Source organism: Bacillus sp. V26 (assembly GCF_034296245.1).
GTDB classification, from domain to species: domain Bacteria; phylum Bacillota; class Bacilli; order Bacillales; family Bacillaceae; genus Bacillus; species Bacillus halotolerans.
This window is the reverse complement of sequence record NZ_JAXKQF010000006.1, coordinates 23425-43145: the sequence shown is the minus strand read 5'-3', so window position 1 is coordinate 43145 and position 19721 is coordinate 23425. Positions and strand designations below refer to the sequence as shown.

Genomic DNA, 19721 nt, shown 5'->3' with positions numbered 1-19721 from the left:
ATCTTAAAATAAGATAAATTTTCTAGAAAAATATTGTAATAATATTTCAGTGACGTTAACATTGTTGAGTAAATATTACTTTTATTACAAAAGGAGAGAGAAAATGAAAAAAAGAAAGAGGCGGAACGTTAAGAGATTCATTGCCGTATTTTTAGTGTTGGCGCTAATGATTTCATTATTGCCAGTAGATGTACTGGCAAAAACTTCAGAAGAAGAGTCCGGAAATCGTGTCGCAACTGCTGATCCGGAAGAAACCCTTCAGAATGATCAAACAGAGAAAGCTGTACCATTTAATGAGAAGGATATAAACAAAGAGGGAGAAATCACCTCAGAAAGAACGGAAAACACAAAGCTTTATTATGAAGGGGACGGTGTTTATAAACAGGAAGTATACCTTGATCCTATTCATACAAAGGAAACATCGAATGCAGACTGGGAGGAGATTTCTCCTGAATTAAAAGAAACGACAAGCAAACAAGTTGAAACTGAAAATGCTGTTTTGAATTCAGATTTTCAAAAGCAAATGAAGAACGGACTTTATGCGACTTTTGAGCACAATGATCACAAGCTTACATATTCACTTGTAGAAGCAAAAGGTCCAAATAAAACTTCACTTACTCCGAAAGATACTCCAGCAGATTATAAGACTGATGGTAATGAGATTGTTTATCCGGATGTTTTTCCGAACATTGATCTTCAGACTTTCACATTCAACGAAAACATAAAAGAAGATTTAGTCCTTCATCAGTATGATGGATACAACACATTTACATTTCAGGTGAAAACCGATTTGCAGGCAAAAGAACAAGAGGATGGATCCATAGATTTTTCTGATGAAAAAGGAAAAGTTGTTTTTTCTGTGCCTAAACCTTTTATGACTGATTCAAAACTGGATGAACTTTCCGGCGAGGTGGGGCGTTCAGAAAAAGTCACCTATAAGCTGGAAAAGAATAAAGAAGGGTATTTGCTTCATCTCACGGCAGACGAGAACTGGCTGAAAGACCCTGAACGCGTGTATCCAGTGTCTATCGACCCGTCAACGTCTTTATCTGTTTCATCAGATACGTTTGTCATGAGTGCCTACCCGACGACCAACTATTCGGCATCTTCACAGAAATGGGATGCTAATCTGAAGGCCTATGTGCTGAAAACGGGTTATTACGACAAAACAACAGGCACCAATTATGCGTTTATGAAATTTAACAATTTAAAACCGATTCAAAATATGACAGTCAGCAAAGCTACATTAAAAACATACGTAGCCCATTCCTATTATGGAACAAAGGCAACTGGTCTTTGGCTGGATACAGTCAACAGCAATTATGATCATGCAAAAGTAACATGGAACACCAAACCGGCATCTAAAAATATCGGAAAAGCCGACGTCCATAAAGGACAGTGGGCGAGTTACGATGTGACCGCCGCTGTAAAGTCATGGAACTCCGGCGGGGCCAATTATGGATTTAAGCTTCATGCAAACGGAAACGGTAAGGAATATTGGAAAAAACTAATTTCCTCAGCGAACTCAAACAATAAGCCTTATATTGAAGTGACATACACCATCCCGAAGGCGAGCACACCTGCTTTTAAGGCATACAATAACGGGAACGGCACTGGTTTTTTCAATATCAGCTGGAAAAAGGCCGAGGGTGCAAAAGGCTATAAGGTATGGATTTATAATGGTAAAGAATATCAAGCGATCTCAGTCGGCAACACGACATCCTGGAGCACAAAAGGGAAAAACATTTGGCCGACAAGTGCAGAAATTTCATCCGGTAAGTACAAGCTTCACCTTGATGGAAAAGGCGGAACTGAATTAGCGCTAAATCCATCTCCAGTGTATAAGAACTCCGGCGGAAGCTATGCCACAAGCAAAAACTATTGGATCGGGGTCAGCGCGATTTTTGATCAGGGAGAAGGGGCGATGTCCGCACCGGCAAAGCCCGTTATCCCTAATATAGGGAAAGCACAAGCACCGTCAACAAAGGGATTTAATAATGGTAATGCCACAGGATACTTCGATCTTTCTTGGAAAGCTGTTTCCGGTGCAACTGGCTATAAAGTTCAGGTGTTCAATGGGAAAGGCTTTGAAACACTTGATCTCGGAAATCAGACGTCTTGGACCACCAAGGGGAAAAAGATCTGGCCGACAAGTGCAGAAATTAAAGCGGGAAAATATGCTCTTCACCTAAAGGATGGAAGCGGAGCAGAGCTGCCGATCAATCCCGGACCAACCTATAAAAACGCCGGTGGGGATGCAGCCAAAAAAAATTACTCATTTAAAATAATCGCCTATAACAAAGACGGCGAAGCCATTGCATCACCGGCTGCCAACCCGACACTTCCTGATATCGCTAAACCAAAGAACTTATCCGGTTATGTGTATACAAACACAAAATCAAGCCAAACCGGTTATGTGAATTTGATATGGGAAAAGGTTCAAAAAGCGAAAGGCTATAAAATTAATATTTATAACGGCAAAGAATATCAGTCCTATGATGTTGGGGACGTGGATCATTGGACAACCCAAAATAAAAACATTTGGCCGACTTCTGAGGAAATAAAAGCCGGAAGCTACAAGCTGCATACAGACGGAAAAGGCCGTGAATTGGCACTTGACCCGTCACCTGTCTATAACAATGCAAATGGAAATTACAAAGGGAAGAAGAATTATTCCTTCACTCTTTCCGCCTATGATGCGAATGGTGAAACGATCCCGACAGCACCCTTTAACCCAACGTTCCATGAAGGCGCAGAATTCCTTGGAACAGAAGAATACTGGTCTATCATTGATATCCCAAGCGGCCAGTTAAATGGTGCGACAGGAAATGTCATCGTGAATGAAGAAGATCTGTCAATTGACGGGCGCGGACCGGGACTTGGCTTATCAAGAACCTACAACAGTCTTGACAGCTCTGATCACTTATTTGGACAAGGCTGGTATGCTGATGCAGAAACATCTGTCATCTCGACGGACGGCGGGGCAATGTATATTGATGAAGACGCTACTACACATCGCTTTACTAAAAAAGCCGATGGCACGTATCAGCCGCCGACCGGTGTCTATCTTGAATTAACAGAAACAGCTGATCAGTTCATATTAAAAACAAAGGATCAAACAAACGCTTATTTCAATAAAAAAGGCGGCAAGCTTCAAAAGGTAGTGGATGGCCACAACAATGCAACTGTCTACACTTACAATGACAAAAATCAACTGACAGCCATTACAGATGCATCGGGCCGCAAGCTCACATTCACATATGATGAAAATGGCCATGTGACTTCCACCACCGGACCTAAGGATAAGAAAGTCACCTACTCATATGAAAATGATTTGCTGAAGAAAGTCACGGATACAGATGGGACTGTCACAAGCTATGACTATGATGGCGAAGGACGCCTTGTCAAACAATATTCAGCCAACAGTACCGAAGCAAAGCCTGTCTTTACCGAATATCAGTATAACGGGCACCGTCTCGATAAAGCGATCAATGCTAAGAAAGAAACATATGTCTATAGCTATGATGCTGATAAAAAGACGCTTCTCATGACACAGCCGAATGGCCGGAAAGTACAGTACGGCTATAATGAAGCTGGAAATCCGATTCAGGTCATTGATGATGCGGAAGGGTTAAAAATTACAACGAATACAAAGTATGAAGGCAACAATGTCGTAGAAGATGTAGATCCAAACGACGTCGGAACAGGAAAAGCAACGGAAAGCTATCAATATGACAAAGATGGCAACGTTACGTCTGTTAAAGACGCATATGGAACTGAGACATACGAATACAACAAAAACAACGATGTCACAAAGATGAAGGATACCGAGGGCAATGTCACGGATATAGCCTATGACGGACTGGATGCTGTATCCGAAACCGATCAGAGCGGAAAATCATCTTCAGCAGCCGTTTATGATAAATACGGAAATCAGATTCAATCCAGCAAAGAGTTATCAGCCTCAACCAATATCCTGAAAGATGGAAGCTTTGAAGCGCAAAAATCCGGCTGGAATCTGACCGCATCTAGAGACAGCGGGAAAATCTCAGTCATCGCCGATAAAAGCGGGGTTCTTTCCGGATCAAAGGCATTGGAAGTCTTGAGCCAATCAACGTCTGCCGGAACAGATCTCGGGTATTCGTCAGCGACACAAACAGTGGAACTGGAGCCGAATACAACCTATACATTAAGCGGGAAAATCAAAACAGATCTAGTGAAATCAAGAGCCTACTTTAACATTGATTTGCGAGACAAAGATCAAAAACGAATTCAATGGATTCACAATGAATACAGTGCACTTGCCGGGAAAAATGACTGGACAAAACGGCAAATCACTTTTACGACTCCAGCAAATGCAGGAAAAGCTGTTGTGTATATGGAAGTCGATCATAGAGATAAAGATGGCAAAGGAAAAGCATGGTTTGATGAAGTCCAGCTGGAAAAAGGCGAAGTATCGTCAAGCTATAACCCAGTTCAAAACAGCAGTTTCACATCAGCAACGGAAAACTGGAGCGCAAGCGGGGCATCCGTTGATTCTGAAGAAGGCTTTAATGATGAAGTATCATTAAAAGCTGCCCGGACCAGTGCGTCCCAAGCCGGATCAGTAACAAAACAAACCGTTGTCTTAGGGCAAAGTGCAAACGACAAACCGGTTTATCTCACACTGACAGGCATGTCGAAAGCAAGCAGTGTCAAGTTCACAGATGAAAAAGACTATTCTTTGCAGGCTAATGTCACTTATGCGGACGGAAGCACAGGCGTATACAATGCGAAATTCCCTTCTGGAACACAGGAATGGAACCGCGCAGCTGTTGTTATACCAAAAACAAAGCCGATTAATAAAGTCGATACCAGCATACTGTTCCAAAAGAGCGCGACAGGAACAGCGTGGTTTGATGATATCCGTCTGATTGAAGGAAGCCTTCTAACAAAAAGCACGTATGACAGCAATGGCAACTATGTGACCAAGGAAGAAGATGAACTAGGATACTCTACTTCAACTGATTACGATGAAACTGGTAAGAAAACGGCTGAAACTGATGCAAAAGGTGAAAAAACAACCTATACGTATGATCAGGCAGACCAATTGACAAACATGACGCTCTCCAACGGCACGTCTATCCTTCACAGCTATGATAAGGAAGGCAATGAGGTAAGCAAAACCATTCGGGCGGGAGCAGATCAAACCTATCAATACGAATATGATGTCATGGGCAAGCTTGTGAAAACAACTGACCCTCTGGGCAATGTGCTAGCAAGTGAATATGATGCCAACAGCAACCTGACCAAAACCATTTCACCGAATGGCAACGAAGTGTCTCTTTCTTATGATGGAACAGACCGGGTGAAATCAAAATCGTATAACGGTACAGAAAAATACAATTTCTCGTATGACAAAAATGGAAATGAAACGTCGGTCGTCAATAAAGAGCAGAACACCACAAAGAAACGGACATTTGACAACAAAAACCGCTTAACCGAACTGACAGACCGCGGAGGCAGCCAAACTTGGACGTATCCTAGTGACTCCGATAAGCTGAAAACCTTCTCGTGGACTCATGGGGACCAAAAAGGAACGAATCAATTTACGTATAACAAACTGGATCAAATGGTTGAGATGAAAGACAGCACATCTGCATATTCATTTGATTATGACGAAAATGGCAACGTCCAAACCTTTATTACGGGCAACGGCGGCGGAACAAGTTTTTCATATGACGAAAGAAACCTAGTAAGCTCGCTGCATATCGGCGACAAAAACGGCGGAAGCATTCTGACGGAAAGCTATGAATACGATGCAAACGGCAACCGCACAACGATAAACAGCTCAGCAAGCGGCAAGGTGAAATATGAGTATGGAAAGCTGAATCAGCTTATCAAGGAAACCCATGAAGACGGTACTGTCATTGAATACACATATGACGGATTCGGGAACCGGAAAACCGTTACAACTGTAAAAGACGGTTCAAGTAAAACGGTGAACGCTTCCTTCAACATCATGAACCAGCTGACAAAAGTCAATGATGAAAGCATGTCTTACGATAAAAACGGCAACCGCACATCCGACGGCAAATTCACATACACGTGGGATGCGGAGGATAACCTGACTGCCGTTACAAAAAAAGGCCAAGACAAGCCTTTCGCAACATACAAATATGACGAAAAAGGAAACAGAATCCAAAAAAACGTCAACGGAAAAATCACGAACTACTTCTATGACGGAGACAGCCTGAACGTCTTGTATGAAACAGACGCGGACAACAAAGTCACAAAATCGTACACATACGGTGACAGCGGCCAGCTGTTATCCTACACGGAGAATGGCAAGAAATATTTCTATCACTACAACGCACACGGAGACGTCATCGCGATCTCAGACAGCACCGGAAAAACCGTTGCCACATATCAATACGACGCATGGGGAAATCCAACAAAAACCGAAGCAAGTGATGAAGTAAAAGACAACCGCTACCGCTACGCAGGCTACCAATACGACGAAGAAACCGGCCTGTACTATCTCATGGCCCGCTACTACGAGCCAAGAAACGGCGTGTTCTTATCGCTCGACCCGGACCCGGGCAGTGACGGAGATTCATTGGATCAGAATGGGTATACTTATGGAAATAATAACCCGGTGATGAATGTTGATCCGGATGGGCATTGGGTATGGCTTGTAGTAAATGCCGGATTTGCAGCCTATGATGGGTATAAGGCATATAAATCAGGTAAAGGGTGGAAAGGCGCTGCTTGGGCAGCTGCTTCTAACTTTGGGCCTGGGAAGATATTTAAGGGTGCTAAGAGGGCTTATAGTTTTGCTAATAAGGCAAAAAGAGGTTGGTTTAATAAAGAGTCTTGGCATCATATAAAAGATAGACACGGTCCAAAGCGCTCCGATAAAAAATATGGAAAAAAGGGGAAATTCAAGAGTAACAGAGCTTTAAAACGAACAACAAGAAGTACATTAAGATCAGGGAAAGCACGTAAAGGACAATATGGACGTACAGTTTACGAAAAGACTTTTAAAAGATATGTTGGAGTGAATGGTAATAAAAGAAAAACTAAACGTGTTCGAGTTATAAGAGATAGGAATGGGAGAATAGTAACAAGTTTTCCATATTAAGTTGTAATAGAGCTGCTTTTAAAGGCAGTTCTTAACGTACTAGAGACTAGGGGGATATAATGAAAAAATTAATAATGAACAAGATAAAAAAGGAAGTAAATGAAGGTTGTTTTTTTCATGTGGATAATCATGAACGCATGTACATCGGGAAAAAGGATAAAACAGGAATTATAATTTCGATCTTTGATTTGTCCGGCGATATCCGGAGATTTGAAATCAATGAACAAATTCTGTGCGAGGATATTATATTGTTTCAACAGAGTTCGGATGACCGTTATGTATTTGTTTACTCTAAGCTGCATGAGTATAAAGTTAAGGTGTTTTCAGCAGATGGAAAAGAACAAAGTGTATTTTCTCTGCCTTCAGGGGTTTCCTGCTGTCTTTTGGATGAAAAACAAAACCTATGGGCCGGTTTAAGTGATGAAGGTATTTATGATGACGAAAACCCCAGTGAACAAAGTTTGCTGTGCTTCACTTTAGACGGACAATTAAAGGAAACTCACATTGATCAACAGCTTTCAGAAATATATGCGCCCGTGGTAGATGACTGCTATGCACTTGCAGAAAAAGATGGACTGATATACATGCTGTACTACTCTTATACAGTCATTGCCGCATTTGATGAGACGGACGTGAGACGAGTGTGGATTGTTTCTGATAAAGAATATTCTGGAGTATATGACCAGCTTGCAATTTCAGATGACGGGTTTTGGATATGCAAAGATGAACATTCACTGTCCCTCATTCCGGCTGATGTCAGTCTGCCGATACAAGAGGTGAAGTGCTGTGGTCCAGACGGGCGGGAGCTCTCGGTACAACAGCTGAAACTGACAAGTAATGCTATTTATGCAATATCAGACTCGGGGATCTATAAGAGGGATATCAGAGGGGGAAAAGCAAATGAATGAAACATCGTTTTGGCAGCTTATTGACCAAGCTGGGAGTCAGGAAGAACCTAATGAGTGGCTGCGTGAGTTTTAAATAGTTGAAAAAAAAGCTTGTATCAATAAGCGATACAAGCTTTTTTAGAACAAATCTAAACATGAACGACAACGAAAACAAGAGAATGATGAATCAATTTAAAAGAACTTGAGAAATTGTCGGCGGAGAGAATGCGTCTATGTGAAGTTAGGCCTGGTGTTGTCATTGAAATCCCTTTACGGCAAATCAATCAGTTTACATATGCAATGTGGTAAAAGGAGATTTAGCAACAGATAAAAATGATGATCTTCTCATTCAGTATTTTGATATTTTTACAGATCAACGCTTAAGTAAAAAAAGACATTTCTCTCATGATGGCAGAAAGGCAAAGAACCCTATTTGTTGCGAATACAGGACTTACAGGCTTTCTTAAGGGGAACTGGAAGGTTGTTTCCAAGGTGCCGATAGATCTGGTGAAGAAATTTGATCATTCTGCTATAACATTTGTCATGTATGAAGATGGAAAATACCTCATTAGCCATGACGATTCATTAGCGGCAGAGAGTGAATTAATAGAAGTTGACGAAAAACACGGGAAGACCTTTAGCAATCCGATTGGGCTATTTGGTCATTTGAGTATTGAGGATGTACTTAATCAATATTTCAAGGGAACTTCGATGGAGGAATTGATCAAGTATGAGTTGTAAAAAGGGACTTTTATTGGGGGTGAGGTACATATGAGCAGGTATTGTCTGGAATATGCGAATTCTGATCTTTTTCTTTTAAATGATTTTTTAAAACAATTCCCTCTCCCTATCACTGAGTATAATTGGGTAATTGGCGATATTTTGAATATGATGGATTTATCGGAGGATAAGAATCATTGGAACGATATCATCGGCGAGCGTGAAGACTATCTGTTTATCACAGGTGAGGAATTTCATCGTATATTAAATGAATTTGAGATTTATGTGATATTTTCTATTTTAACTGCTGTGCCTAAAGAGACGATACCGTATGATTTAACACAAGTTCCGTTTGTTGATGGGAATGCTGACTTTTATGAAGATGATTATATCTCCCCTGTGAAAGAATGTGTTTTTGAAGTCGGTTTTTTTGATTCAACCGATATTATATTTACAGTGACCGATAAAAATATAGAAAGACTGATGAAGGATGCTTTTCCTAATTTGAAGCCTTACTGTGAGTATAGAGTATAGGAGATATCAACGGAGGAATCAAAATTGGCAGATGAGTTTAGTATTTCTGGAGTTTCTCCTTTTATGTTTCAGCATATCAAGAAATGGCGTCTTTATCAGGAAGCAGATAATGTTCTTGGTACCATTTATACGATTCAGTTATCAGCTGTTTATCATTCCCGTTCAATTATTGTCACATTCAAAGACGTTTCAGCTGTTACGATACGAGATATGGAAACCCTAAGGATCTGTCTGATGGGTTTCTTAATATTAGAACGCAGCCGCAAGGTATGTACCTTGTGGAAGAATGGGAAGAGCAGACGTTCCGCTTTTGCTGTCGGCAATATGAGGTGGCGGCAGCTGAATAGGGGAGGAGAGTCGGCGTGTTTGAAAAACTGAGAAAGAGACAGCAGGAGCTTGAAGAAAAGCCGTATCCTGATGAATTGTACGGCTTTGAAGCGGAAATATATGAGTTTTTTATGCTTGTTGCTGGCAGTTTGGGTTATGTGCTGGCGAATAAAAGGATGCCCCGGCATCAGCGGTATTCGTTGGAGAAAGGCTTTTTTGAGCTGTATCCTGACATCCCGCCGGATATGATCAAAAACGATACTGATTTGTATCATCATATTCTTTTGTATGAGCAAGTCAGACAAGAGATTTGCGCTGCGCGCTATCCAACTGATAAGGAGGATTTTATGGAAAAAACCTCTATAAGCAGTATTGGCAATTTGGACATGATCGAGCGTAAGCCTGACCAAACCGTTATGTCATGCGAACTTGAAGATGCTGAGTCTTTTAATCGTTTTTGGCAGGGGCTTGCCTATGAGCGAATCATGATACAGGTGATAACGAGTGGTTCATTTATAGAAGACCTGTCAGAGTTTTTCAAAGGCTATGCTTACAAAGTGACGAAGCTGGCGAAAAGGCAATTTTATTTCCAATGCGTATTACATGAAGCAGGCCGGAGCATTGCAGATTTTCTCTTTCTGTTAGCTTCTATCAATGATGATGTTTTTCTGATCACTGCCCCTCAACCGGATAAAAACTATTTTTCCGAAGGCAAACTCCAGTGCCTGACGGACTCGGGCGAACGGATCATGTGGTTTGAATACGATGCTGCGGACATCTATATGGTTGGCGGTAACTAAAAATAGGGGGAATTCATTTGAATATCACACAATACGAGAAATTGAAACAGCATCTTTCTCACACGGATACAGGTCTATTTACATTAAACGAGTTTTCTTTCTATATGAAAGAAGATGATCGTTATATTCATATTCCTGTGTTTGAATTAAAACTATCTGCTCAAACCTGTGACATTCATTTACGGTTTGAAGACATCAGTGCATCGAGACTGGATGATCTTGAATCCATAGATAGGATTGAATTGGAGATTTTACCGACGGACGACCAATGGGAAAGGCTCCGTTATTATGTGTATGACGAAGAAAGCCAAATAAGCTTCTATTGTGGTGGATGGGATGTAATCAAGTGTGACAAGAAGTCACACTGATTTTCCCCACTTTCCAAGCGTTCTTGCTTTTGTTGCCGCATATGTCACGAGAAACGGAAAAGTCACAACCAGGAAAGCCAAAGGCACCCAATTTGATAACCCGATCAAATAATGGAGTGCAATTGACAAGAGAGTCAGGAAACTCAAGGTGCAGGTGACGTTTCGAACGTCTTTTTCGCTTCTTTTATATTTCTCTCTCATGGTGGATTGATCACTGTATATCGGCGAAGTCCCAGGCTCAGCCGAAAAGATATGCATACCTCGTGAAGAGCAAACACGTTCCCACCCGGCCGCTTCAAACATCTCGGTGTATTCCGCCAAGCTTTCTTCCTCAACATCATGATAATCAATACTGTAGATCAACTTCCGCGGCGCAGCTTTTTTAAGCTTATACCCCATAAACGCAAATGAATCGAGCACCCAGCCTTTGCTGGCCATATCGCTGAGTTTCTTCATATCTTTTTCTTCTGAAAAAGCCAAGCCTTCGGACATCATATATTTTTTCTGTTTCATGATGAATCCCCTTTCAATTGCTGAAAAGCGCGTTCGCCGTGTTCAGCCATCACTTTTCTGCGCTGAATTTCTTTTTTGAGTAATTCTTGGCCGTGCAGGGTTGTCTGGTACACTTTGCGGCGCGGGTTGTCGTTGTTGACAAGCTCTATGATCTCTTCCTGCAATAATTTCTTTAACAATGTATATAAGGTAGCTGGGCCGATCGTAAAGGAGTCATCGGTCATGTCCTCAATCTCCTGCATGATCGAATATCCGTGTTTTGGCTCCAGCAAGGTTAAGACAATATAATAGGCTGGATCGGTGAGCTGATCCATTTCCTGCGGACGTTGCTTTGGCAAGCGGTCACCTCATTTCTTATATCAATTAATGATATATCAATTATTGATATAATAGAATCTTCCTTTTCTTTTGTCAATGCAATTTTTTTTCTGCGTTCAGTTATCATAAAGAAACAATCACCGAGTATGGATTAATGAATGCGTTTTCATAGAGGGGGATTCTTCATGAAAAAATGGATAACGGCGGGTTTTGTGATGATGTTGATGTTAGGTTTCAGCGGGGCGGACAGTTTGAAGGCGTCTGAGCCGAAGGTGTATCAGTTTGACTTTGGGAGCGGTTCGGCTGAGCCTGATTACATTGGTGTCAGGGCGTCTGACCGTTATAACCCATCAAAGGCCTACGGTTTTCAAACGCCGGAACATATGAAGGATGTGGCGGCATCCGGGACGGGCGTGAAAAGTGATGCGGTTCAATTTTTGGCGTATGGGACGAAAAGCGACAACACGTTTAATGTGGATCTTCCGAATGGTCTTTATGAGGTGAAGGTGACGCTGGGCAATACGGCGAGGGCAAGTGTGGCGGCGGAGGGTGTGTATCAGGTCATCAATATGACGGGAGACGGTGCGGAGGATACGTTCCAAATTCCTGTCACCGACGGGCAGCTGAATCTGCTGGTGACTGAAGGCAAGGCGGGTACTGCTTTTACGCTCAGTGCCCTGAAGATCAAGAAATTGTCTGATCAGCCTGTGACGAATCGAACGATCTATATCGGCGGCGATTCGACGGTGTGCAATTATTATCCGCTCCACAGCAGCGAGCAGGCCGGCTGGGGGCAAATGCTGCCTCACTATGTCGACAAGCATACCTTTCAAGTGAGAAACATGGCGTCAGGCGGGCAGATTGCGAGAGGGTTTCGAAATGACGGACAGCTTGAGGCGATCTTGAAGTACATTAAACCGGGAGATTACTTTATTTTGCAGCTCGGCATTAACGATACAAACCCGAAGCATAATGAATCTGAAGCTGAGTTTAAGGACATCATGCGTGATATGATCCGCCAGGTGAAAGCGAAGGGCGCGGACGTGATTCTTTCAACACCGCAAGGCCGGGCGACAGACTTTACTTCTGAAGGCATCCATTCCTCTGTAAACCGGTGGTACAGGGCTTCTATTTTGGCTTTGGCCGAAGAAGAACAAACAAGGCTTATTGACCTGAATGTCCTCAGTTCATCTTACTTTACATCGATCGGTCCGGAAAAAACGCTCGCGCTTTATATGGATGGCGATACGCTTCATCCGAACCGATCGGGGGCCGATGCACTGGCGCGATTGGCCGTTCAGGAACTAAAAAGACAGGGAATTGATGGCTTCTAAAACGTCATTTTTCGGCAAAACACATACGCCGCCGGAAATTAGAGTATAATGAGAACATCTGCAAGAGACAGGAGTTTATACATGAGTCATTTTAAAAACTATCAAATCAGTCACGACATTTTACGAGCATTGGAAGGACTGGGGTATACAGAACCGACCGAGGTGCAGCGAAACGTGATTCCGGCAGCTCTTGAACGAAAAGATCTTGTCGTCAAATCACAGACGGGAAGCGGGAAAACGGCTGCGTTTGGCATTCCTCTCTGCGAGCTGGCGGATTGGGACGAAAACAAACCGCAGGCACTGGTGCTGACGCCGACTCGTGAGCTTGCCGTGCAAGTAAAAGAGGATATCACGAACATCGGAAGATTTAAACGAATTAAAGCGACAGCTGTCTTTGGAAAATCATCTTTTGATAAACAAAAAGCCGAGCTGAAGCAAAAAAGCCATATCGTTGTCGGCACACCGGGACGCGTCCTGGATCATATTGAAAAAGGCACGCTGCCGCTGGATCGCCTATCCTATCTGGTCATTGATGAAGCGGATGAGATGCTGAATATGGGCTTCATCGATCAGGTGGAGGCGATTATCAAGCATCTGCCGACTGAGCGTACGACGATGCTGTTTTCAGCTACGCTGCCGGAGGATATCGAGAAGCTGAGCCGTCAATATATGCAAAACCCAGAGCATATCGAAATCAAAGCGGCCGGCCTTACCACAAGGAATATTGAACATGCGGTGATTCAAGTCAGAGAAGAGCATAAATTTTCTTTGCTGAAGGATGTACTCATCACTGAGAACCCGGACAGCTGCATCATTTTCTGCCGGACGAAAGAGCATGTGAATCAGCTGACTGATGAATTGGATGACTTAGGATATCCATGCGATAAAATTCACGGCGGGATGATTCAGGAAGACCGTTTTGACGTCATGAATGAATTTAAAAGAGGCGAGTACCGTTATTTAGTTGCGACAGACGTCGCCGCGCGGGGGATCGATATCGAAAATATCGCCCTTGTCATCAACTATGATTTGCCACTTGAGAAAGAAAGCTACGTACACCGTACAGGACGGACAGGGCGAGCCGGAAATCAGGGAAAAGCGATTTCATTTGTGGCGCCGTTTGAAAAGCGGTTCCTGACTGAAATAGAAGACTATATCGGATTCGGGATTCAAAAATTAGAAGCCCCATCCCAAGAGGATGTCGCAAAAAAGAAACCGGATTTTCTCGCTAAACTGAAAGACCGTCCGGCGATCAAAAAAGACAAGAGCGAAGAGCTGAATAAAGACATTATGAAGCTGTATTTTAACGGCGGAAAGAAAAAGAAAATCAGAGCCGTTGATTTTGTCGGAACGATCGCTAAAATCGACGGGGTTTCTGCTGATGACATTGGCATCATTACGATCATGGATAACGCCTCGTACGTGGAAATTTTAAACGGAAAAGGCCCTCATGTTCTCAAAGCTATGAAGAATACAACCGTCAAAGGGAAAAAGCTTAAGGTGAATAAAGCGAATAAATAAAAAAACGGCCTGCTCCAGTCAAAGGGGCAGGTCATTTTCGTGATGGCTGACATTGGTGCTGTTTTCTTCCGGCACAAAGGCAAGAATCACAATGCCGATCACAAACAAAATGATCAGGCTGAACACCGCGGTCGATGATTTTCCGGTCAGCTGGGCGGTAACGGCGATGAGCAGCGGCCCCATAATCGAGGCGAATTTTCCGAAAATGTTATAGAAGCCGAAGAATTCATTTGCATGGTGTTTCGGGACGAGCTTGGCGAAATAGGAGCGGCTTAATGCTTGAATGCCGCCCTGCGAGGTGGCGACAAGCATGGCTAGAATCCAGAAATCAAGCGTCGTTTCCAGAAAATACGCATATACGCAGACAATCATATACATGACGATGCCAACGTACAGCATTGTTTTCCCCGTGAAGCGCTCCGCCAGTCTTCCGTATAAAATGGCAAACGGCGCGGCGACGACCTGAGTGACAAACAGGATGATCAGGAGACTTGTGGAGCTGATGCCCAAATCTGACCCGTAGGAGGTCGACATCGTAATAATGGTGCCGACTCCATCGATATAAAAGAAATAAGCGAGCAGAAAGAGAAACAGCGCCCGGTACTGCCGGATCCGTTTCATCGTTTGTCCGAGGCGTTTAAAGCTGTTGGCTATGATGCGGGGTTCTTTTTTGATGTAATAGCGCTGATGAACGTGTCTCAGCATCGGAATGGTAAACAGCCCCCACCAAGCGGCCGTTATAAAAAAGGACAGCTGGCTTGCGCCAGACACAGACATCGGAATCGTTTCTGCCTGTGCGAGCAGGATGACGGCGATGCTGAGGATAAATGGGATCGTGCTGCCGATATAGCCTAAGCCAAAGCCGCGGGCGGAGACGAGATTCATTCGCTCCTCAGGCGTGACGTCAACGAGGAAGGCGTCGTAGAATACATTGGCGCCGGAAAAACCGACAGCCGATATGGTGTAGAACAGCAGCAAAAGCAGCCAATGTTCACTTGGAATAAAGGCAAGCGCCGCGGTGCTTGCGACACCCGCTGACACAAAGAAGCCGAAGAACTTTTTTTTGCAGCCTTCATAGTCGGCGATGGTTCCTAAAATCGGGCCGAGCATGGCGAGAATAAAGGTAGAAATCGCTATCGTATAACCTAAATAAGCAGTTGATTGAGCAGCGCTGACACCGCCTTCCGCAGCGGCTGATTTATAAAACAACGGAAATACCGCGGTTGTGATGACAATGGAATAAGCAGAGTTTGCCCAGTCATATACAACCCAGCTGTTTTCTTGTTTCGTAAAACGTTTCATCTGCAGAGCCCCTCCCCAGTAACGATACTTCTATTGTACGAGAAACCGCATAGAAAAGGATGGAACCGCGGTCAATTTTTACAAAATGTTTATGTTCTATAAAGGTCAAATAATACTTTTGGTTTATTGCTGACACAATCATATATCTGGTACGATTTAACTATATTTTGCCGCATTTTCCAGAAGAGTTTCAGCAGAGAGGAGACAGAGCATGAGGCGAATAGGCTTGTTGATAAGCCTGCTGGTCGCTGTTCTTGCGATGAGCGCATGTGAAAGCGAAAGCAATGTTCAGAACGCCGCCCATCATGATCAAAAGACGATCAAACAAAGCATGATAAAATCACTAGGCAGCAAGAAAAAGCAAGACTTTCAGACCCTATCAAACGATATGCAGCTGGCGGTTGTTTTCAGTTCTATGATATACGTAAGCGAGACGTTTGATTATGGGATCGGCAACCCTGAATATTTCATTCGCAGCAGCATGACAGAAGAGGAAGCAGATATAGCGAAGAAAAATCTTGAATCAATTAAACTCGAAAACGGCCGGCTCAAAAAACAAAACAGCGAGGCATTCGCAATGCTTCAAAAAACCCGCAATCAAGAAAAGAGCCGCAATGAGAATCAGCAGCTTAAAGACAATAGAGACACCTTTTTTGAGATTACCGGCAGCATGATCGCGCTCATCAATCAGGTCACCCCGAAAAACGCTAAACAAACAAGAAAACAGCTGGATCAGCTGATAAAACAATATACGAAATACAATGCCGAGAGCATCAACTTAATGAATGGCATAGTCAAGAAGCAGGGGGCAGATAAGGAATCCTTTGAACGCCATCTTGAGGCGCTGCTTCAGAAACAGAGCGGGCAGACGGTGCTGAGTGAAGTATATTGACCGATCGCTGCTCTTTCCCTGAAGATATTGACCTAGTACAAAAAGAATGTACAATCAAGGTGTAGTCTGTTCTTAGCTGATTGGAGGGACATGTCATGAAGATTGCGAAGGTGATCAACAATAACGTGATCAGTGTGGTCAATGAACAAGGGAACGAATTGGTCATCATGGGCAGAGGGCTCGCGTTCCAAAAAAAGTCCGGCGACGAGGTCGATGAAGCACGCATTGAGAAGGTGTTCACTCTCGATAACAAGGATGTATCAGAGAAATTTAAAACCCTTTTGTATGAAATACCGCTTGAGTGTATGGAAGTGTGTGAGGACATTATCAGCTATGCGAAATTACAGCTTGGCAAAAAGCTGAACGACAGCATCTACGTGTCGCTGACCGATCATATTAACTTTGCCATACAGCGCAATAAAAAGGGTCTTGATATCAAAAATGCTTTGCTGTGGGAAACCAAACGGCTGTACAAAGATGAGTTTGCGATCGGCAAAGAAGCGCTGCACATGGTGAAAAACAAGACAGGTGTTTCCCTTCCGGAGGATGAAGCAGGTTTTATTGCCCTCCATATCGTGAATGCCGAACTCAATGAAGAGATGCCCAATATCATTAACATTACAAAAGTCATGCAAGAGATTTTAAGTATTGTAAAATATCATTTTAATATTGAATTTGATGAAGAATCGCTGCATTATTACCGGTTTGTCACTCACCTGAAGTTTTTCGCGCAGCGTCTTTTTAACGGAACCTACCTGGAAAGCCAGGACGATTTTTTGCTGGAAACGGTGAAAGAAAAATATCATCGCGCGTATGACTGCACGAAGAAAATCAAAGCGTATATGGAACACGAATATGAACACAAACTCACCAGGGACGAGCTGCTGTACTTAACGATTCATATTGAAAGGGTCGTCAAACAAACATGATGAAAGCGTTGACATTTTTATTTTCGTGTGTTAATTTCTTCTTACATCAATATATTATGATTTTAGGATTGTTACTGATAAGCAGGCAAAACCTAAATTACGATGAGTGCGGAAGACCTCTGTCTGCGCTGGTGGTAATTTAGGTTTTTATTTTTTTCAGGGGATGGTGATGGAGCAAAATTGAAGAAAAATCGAATGATGAAGTTTTATAGGATTGTTACTGGTCAGCAGGCAAAACCTAAACTACTTGTTCCTATTGTGGCAGGGGTAGTTTAGGTTTTTTATTTTTCAGCGGAAGGGATGAGGGGAAATGGGGATTCAGGCAGCAGCCAGAGACATTTTACAATTGGTCGGCGGGGAAGAAAATGTGCGTTCACTTGTACATTGTGCGACGCGCTTGCGTTTTACGCTGAACGACCGCTCAAAAGCAGACAAAGAAAAAATAGAAGCTTTAGACGATGTCGTGACTGTTGTGGAAAGCGGCGGACAGTTTCAGGTGGTCATCGGTAATCATGTTTCCGAGGTGTATCGCGAGATTGGAAAGATATCAAGTGTACTGCAGGATGACCAAACAGAGCGTTCTGCTCAGAAAGGGAATCTGTTCGGCCGGCTGGTTGATATCGTATCGAGCATTTTTACGCCTTTGCTTGGCGTGATGGCGGGAGCGGGAATTTTAAAGGGCCTGCTTATGATTTGCACAAATGCCGGCTGGCTCAAAACTGAGGATACAACTTACACGATTTTGTACGCCGCCGCGGACAGCCTGTTTTATTTTCTGCCATTGCTGCTTGCCATTACAGCTGCCCGAAAATTCGGCGCAAACGTGTTTGTTTCTGTCACAGTTGCGGGGGCGCTCATCTATCCAACCATTATTGAACTGAAGAATGGCAATGCGGATACCGATTTTTTTGGCATTCCTGTTGTTTTAATGAATTACACATCAACCGTTATACCGATCATCCTGGCGATTTTCGTGATGAGCTGCATGGAGAAGTTTCTAAACAGGCTGATTCATGACAGTGTAAAAACCTTCATCACGCCGCTGATCTGTTTAGTGACGGTCGTGCCGCTCACATTAATCGTGTTCGGGCCGATTGGCGTAAATGCCGGGAATGGCATCGCGGCTGTGATTCTGGCGATCTTTCATTTTAATCCGATGCTGGCCGGTGCCGTGATCGCAGCCCTTTGGCAGATCCTTGTTATCTTCGGCATTCACTGGGGCATCGTGCCGGTTATTTTAAACAATATCGCGGTTAACGGGCAGGATTCTATCAAACCGGCTACAGCAGCTGCTGTGTTTGCCCAAACAGGTGCCGCCATCGGGGTCATGTTAAAAACGAAAAATAAAAAATTGAAGGCGCTTGCGGGCTCCGCCGCTGTCACCGGAATTTTCGGCATTACGGAACCTGCCGTTTATGGGGTGACGCTCAGACTGAAAAAACCTTTTGTATGCGGTGTCATCAGTGCGGCTGTTGGCGGGGCGATTATCGGGCAGGCTCACAGTGTGGCCATCGCTTCAGGTGCGCCGGGTCTATTGACCATCCCAATTTTCTACGGACAGGGGTTTGCAGGCTTTATCTTAGGAATCTCGGTATCTTTTATTCTCTCAATCATCCTAACGTACATTGTCGGATTTGAAGATCCCGCGGAAAAAGCAGATGCCAAAAAGGAGCCGCCAGCACCTGCCACACACCATGAGCAGATCAGCAGTCCATTAGAAGGAAGCGTGATTCCGTTAGCGGAAGTGAAGGATAAGGTGTTCGCATCGGAGACGCTTGGAAAGGGGATTGCGATTTTGCCGGAGAAAGGCCGGCTGGTGGCTCCGGCAGATGGCGTGATAACGACTGTTTTCCCGACTGGCCATGCATTCGGCATGATCACCCATCAGGAAACAGAAATCCTGATTCACCTCGGATTTGATACGGTGAAGCTGGAAGGAAAACACTTTTATCCTAAAGTGGTGCAGGGGCAAGCCGTCAAACAAGGCGATCTGCTGGCTGAATTTGATTTAGAGGAGTTAATAAAGGCAGGGTTTGATATGAACACGCCGATCATCATCACAAACACAGATCAATATACCGACGTCATTCAAACGGATCAAAAGCAAGTCAAAACAGAAGAAAGAATTCTTTCTTTAATCTAAAACATTGGAG

Annotated in this window: 14 protein-coding genes and 2 pseudogenes; 13 read left to right on the top strand and 3 right to left on the bottom strand. The window is 43.5% G+C overall.

Annotated features, from left to right (window positions below; genetic code table 11):
* Nucleotides 1-103 precede the first annotated feature (103 nt).
* The 8 genes and pseudogenes from UJ203_RS16485 to UJ203_RS16450 all read left to right on the top strand — a co-directional run.
* Entirely contained in the window at nt 104-7123 is a 7020-nt protein-coding gene (locus UJ203_RS16485) for a DNRLRE domain-containing protein (protein ID WP_322012494.1), read from the top strand.
* Nucleotides 7124-7182: 59 nt separating this feature from the next.
* On the top strand, nt 7183-8031 hold the full coding sequence (locus tag UJ203_RS16480; RefSeq protein WP_284559970.1) for a DNA-binding protein: 849 nt from the start codon (nt 7183-7185) through the stop codon (nt 8029-8031).
* A 384-nt stretch (nt 8032-8415) separates the two neighbouring features.
* Nucleotides 8416-8751, top strand: coding sequence for a hypothetical protein (locus tag UJ203_RS16475; protein ID WP_322012491.1), 336 nt, complete (start codon nt 8416-8418; stop codon nt 8749-8751).
* 30 nt (nt 8752-8781) lie between these two features.
* A complete protein-coding gene (locus UJ203_RS16470) occupies nt 8782-9264 on the top strand; it encodes a hypothetical protein (RefSeq protein WP_322012489.1) in 483 nt (160 codons plus the stop codon).
* A 24-nt stretch (nt 9265-9288) separates the two neighbouring features.
* Entirely contained in the window at nt 9289-9642 is a 354-nt protein-coding gene (locus UJ203_RS16465) for a hypothetical protein (RefSeq protein WP_322012488.1), read from the top strand.
* Nucleotides 9627-9911: pseudogene (locus UJ203_RS16460) on the top strand (YxiJ family protein); the annotation flags it as partial. The gene UJ203_RS16465 and the pseudogene UJ203_RS16460, both read left to right, overlap by 16 nt.
* Before the next feature lie 27 nt (nt 9912-9938).
* Nucleotides 9939-10391 carry a hypothetical protein gene (locus UJ203_RS16455; RefSeq protein ID WP_322012814.1) on the top strand — a complete coding sequence of 151 codons (453 nt, stop codon included), beginning with the start codon at nt 9939-9941 and terminating at the stop codon, nt 10389-10391.
* Between the two features lie 17 nt (nt 10392-10408).
* Nucleotides 10409-10537 (top strand): annotated as a pseudogene (locus UJ203_RS16450) (hypothetical protein); the annotation flags it as partial.
* 213 nt (nt 10538-10750) lie between these two features.
* Here the strand turns inward: UJ203_RS16450 and UJ203_RS16445 are convergent.
* Entirely contained in the window at nt 10751-11272 is a 522-nt protein-coding gene (locus UJ203_RS16445) for a DUF2812 domain-containing protein (RefSeq protein ID WP_322012487.1), read from the bottom strand.
* Complete coding sequence (locus UJ203_RS16440; protein WP_046161026.1) at nt 11269-11610, bottom strand: PadR family transcriptional regulator; 342 nt, start codon at nt 11608-11610, stop codon at nt 11269-11271. The genes UJ203_RS16445 and UJ203_RS16440 overlap by 4 nt, the downstream gene beginning before the upstream one ends.
* Before the next feature lie 165 nt (nt 11611-11775).
* Here UJ203_RS16440 and UJ203_RS16435 point away from each other — a divergent pair, with 165 nt between their 5' ends.
* Together UJ203_RS16435 and dbpA are read left to right on the top strand one after the other, a co-directional pair.
* On the top strand, nt 11776-12924 hold the full coding sequence (locus UJ203_RS16435) for a rhamnogalacturonan acetylesterase (protein WP_322012484.1): 1149 nt from the start codon (nt 11776-11778) through the stop codon (nt 12922-12924).
* Nucleotides 12925-13005: 81 nt separating this feature from the next.
* Nucleotides 13006-14445 (top strand): ATP-dependent RNA helicase DbpA, encoded by a 1440-nt coding sequence (dbpA, locus tag UJ203_RS16430; protein ID WP_322012482.1) that lies wholly within the window; start codon nt 13006-13008, stop codon nt 14443-14445.
* 18 nt (nt 14446-14463) lie between these two features.
* Here the strand turns inward: dbpA and UJ203_RS16425 are convergent, their stop codons facing one another.
* Entirely contained in the window at nt 14464-15747 is a 1284-nt protein-coding gene (locus UJ203_RS16425; RefSeq protein WP_322012479.1) for an MFS transporter, read from the bottom strand.
* Between the two features lie 211 nt (nt 15748-15958).
* On the opposite strand from UJ203_RS16425, the gene UJ203_RS16420 reads away from it, so the two are divergent.
* From UJ203_RS16420 to UJ203_RS16410, 3 genes are all read left to right on the top strand, one after another.
* Entirely contained in the window at nt 15959-16639 is a 681-nt protein-coding gene (locus UJ203_RS16420) for a hypothetical protein (RefSeq protein ID WP_322012477.1), read from the top strand.
* A gap of 95 nt (nt 16640-16734) precedes the next feature.
* Nucleotides 16735-17568, top strand: a complete 834-nt coding sequence (gene licT, locus UJ203_RS16415; RefSeq protein WP_105954513.1) for a BglG family transcription antiterminator LicT — start codon at nt 16735-16737, stop codon at nt 17566-17568.
* Nucleotides 17569-17878: 310 nt separating this feature from the next.
* Nucleotides 17879-19711, top strand: coding sequence for a beta-glucoside-specific PTS transporter subunit IIABC (locus UJ203_RS16410; RefSeq protein ID WP_322012474.1), 1833 nt, complete (start codon nt 17879-17881; stop codon nt 19709-19711).
* Nucleotides 19712-19721 lie beyond the last annotated feature (10 nt).

Coding starts and splice junctions, on each gene's coding strand:
- UJ203_RS16485 (WP_322012494.1), top strand. CDS start 104: ATGAAAAAAAGAAAGAGGCGGAACGTTAAGAGATTCATTGCCGTATTT.
- UJ203_RS16480 (WP_284559970.1), top strand. CDS start 7,183: ATGAAAAAATTAATAATGAACAAGATAAAAAAGGAAGTAAATGAAGGT.
- UJ203_RS16475 (WP_322012491.1), top strand. CDS start 8,416: ATGATGGCAGAAAGGCAAAGAACCCTATTTGTTGCGAATACAGGACTT.
- UJ203_RS16470 (WP_322012489.1), top strand. CDS start 8,782: ATGAGCAGGTATTGTCTGGAATATGCGAATTCTGATCTTTTTCTTTTA.
- UJ203_RS16455 (WP_322012814.1), top strand. CDS start 9,939: ATGGAAAAAACCTCTATAAGCAGTATTGGCAATTTGGACATGATCGAG.
- UJ203_RS16445 (WP_322012487.1), bottom strand. CDS start 11,272: ATGAAACAGAAAAAATATATGATGTCCGAAGGCTTGGCTTTTTCAGAA.
- UJ203_RS16435 (WP_322012484.1), top strand. CDS start 11,776: ATGAAAAAATGGATAACGGCGGGTTTTGTGATGATGTTGATGTTAGGT.
- dbpA (WP_322012482.1), top strand. CDS start 13,006: ATGAGTCATTTTAAAAACTATCAAATCAGTCACGACATTTTACGAGCA.
- UJ203_RS16425 (WP_322012479.1), bottom strand. CDS start 15,747: ATGAAACGTTTTACGAAACAAGAAAACAGCTGGGTTGTATATGACTGG.
- UJ203_RS16420 (WP_322012477.1), top strand. CDS start 15,959: ATGAGGCGAATAGGCTTGTTGATAAGCCTGCTGGTCGCTGTTCTTGCG.
- licT (WP_105954513.1), top strand. CDS start 16,735: ATGAAGATTGCGAAGGTGATCAACAATAACGTGATCAGTGTGGTCAAT.
- UJ203_RS16410 (WP_322012474.1), top strand. CDS start 17,879: ATGGGGATTCAGGCAGCAGCCAGAGACATTTTACAATTGGTCGGCGGG.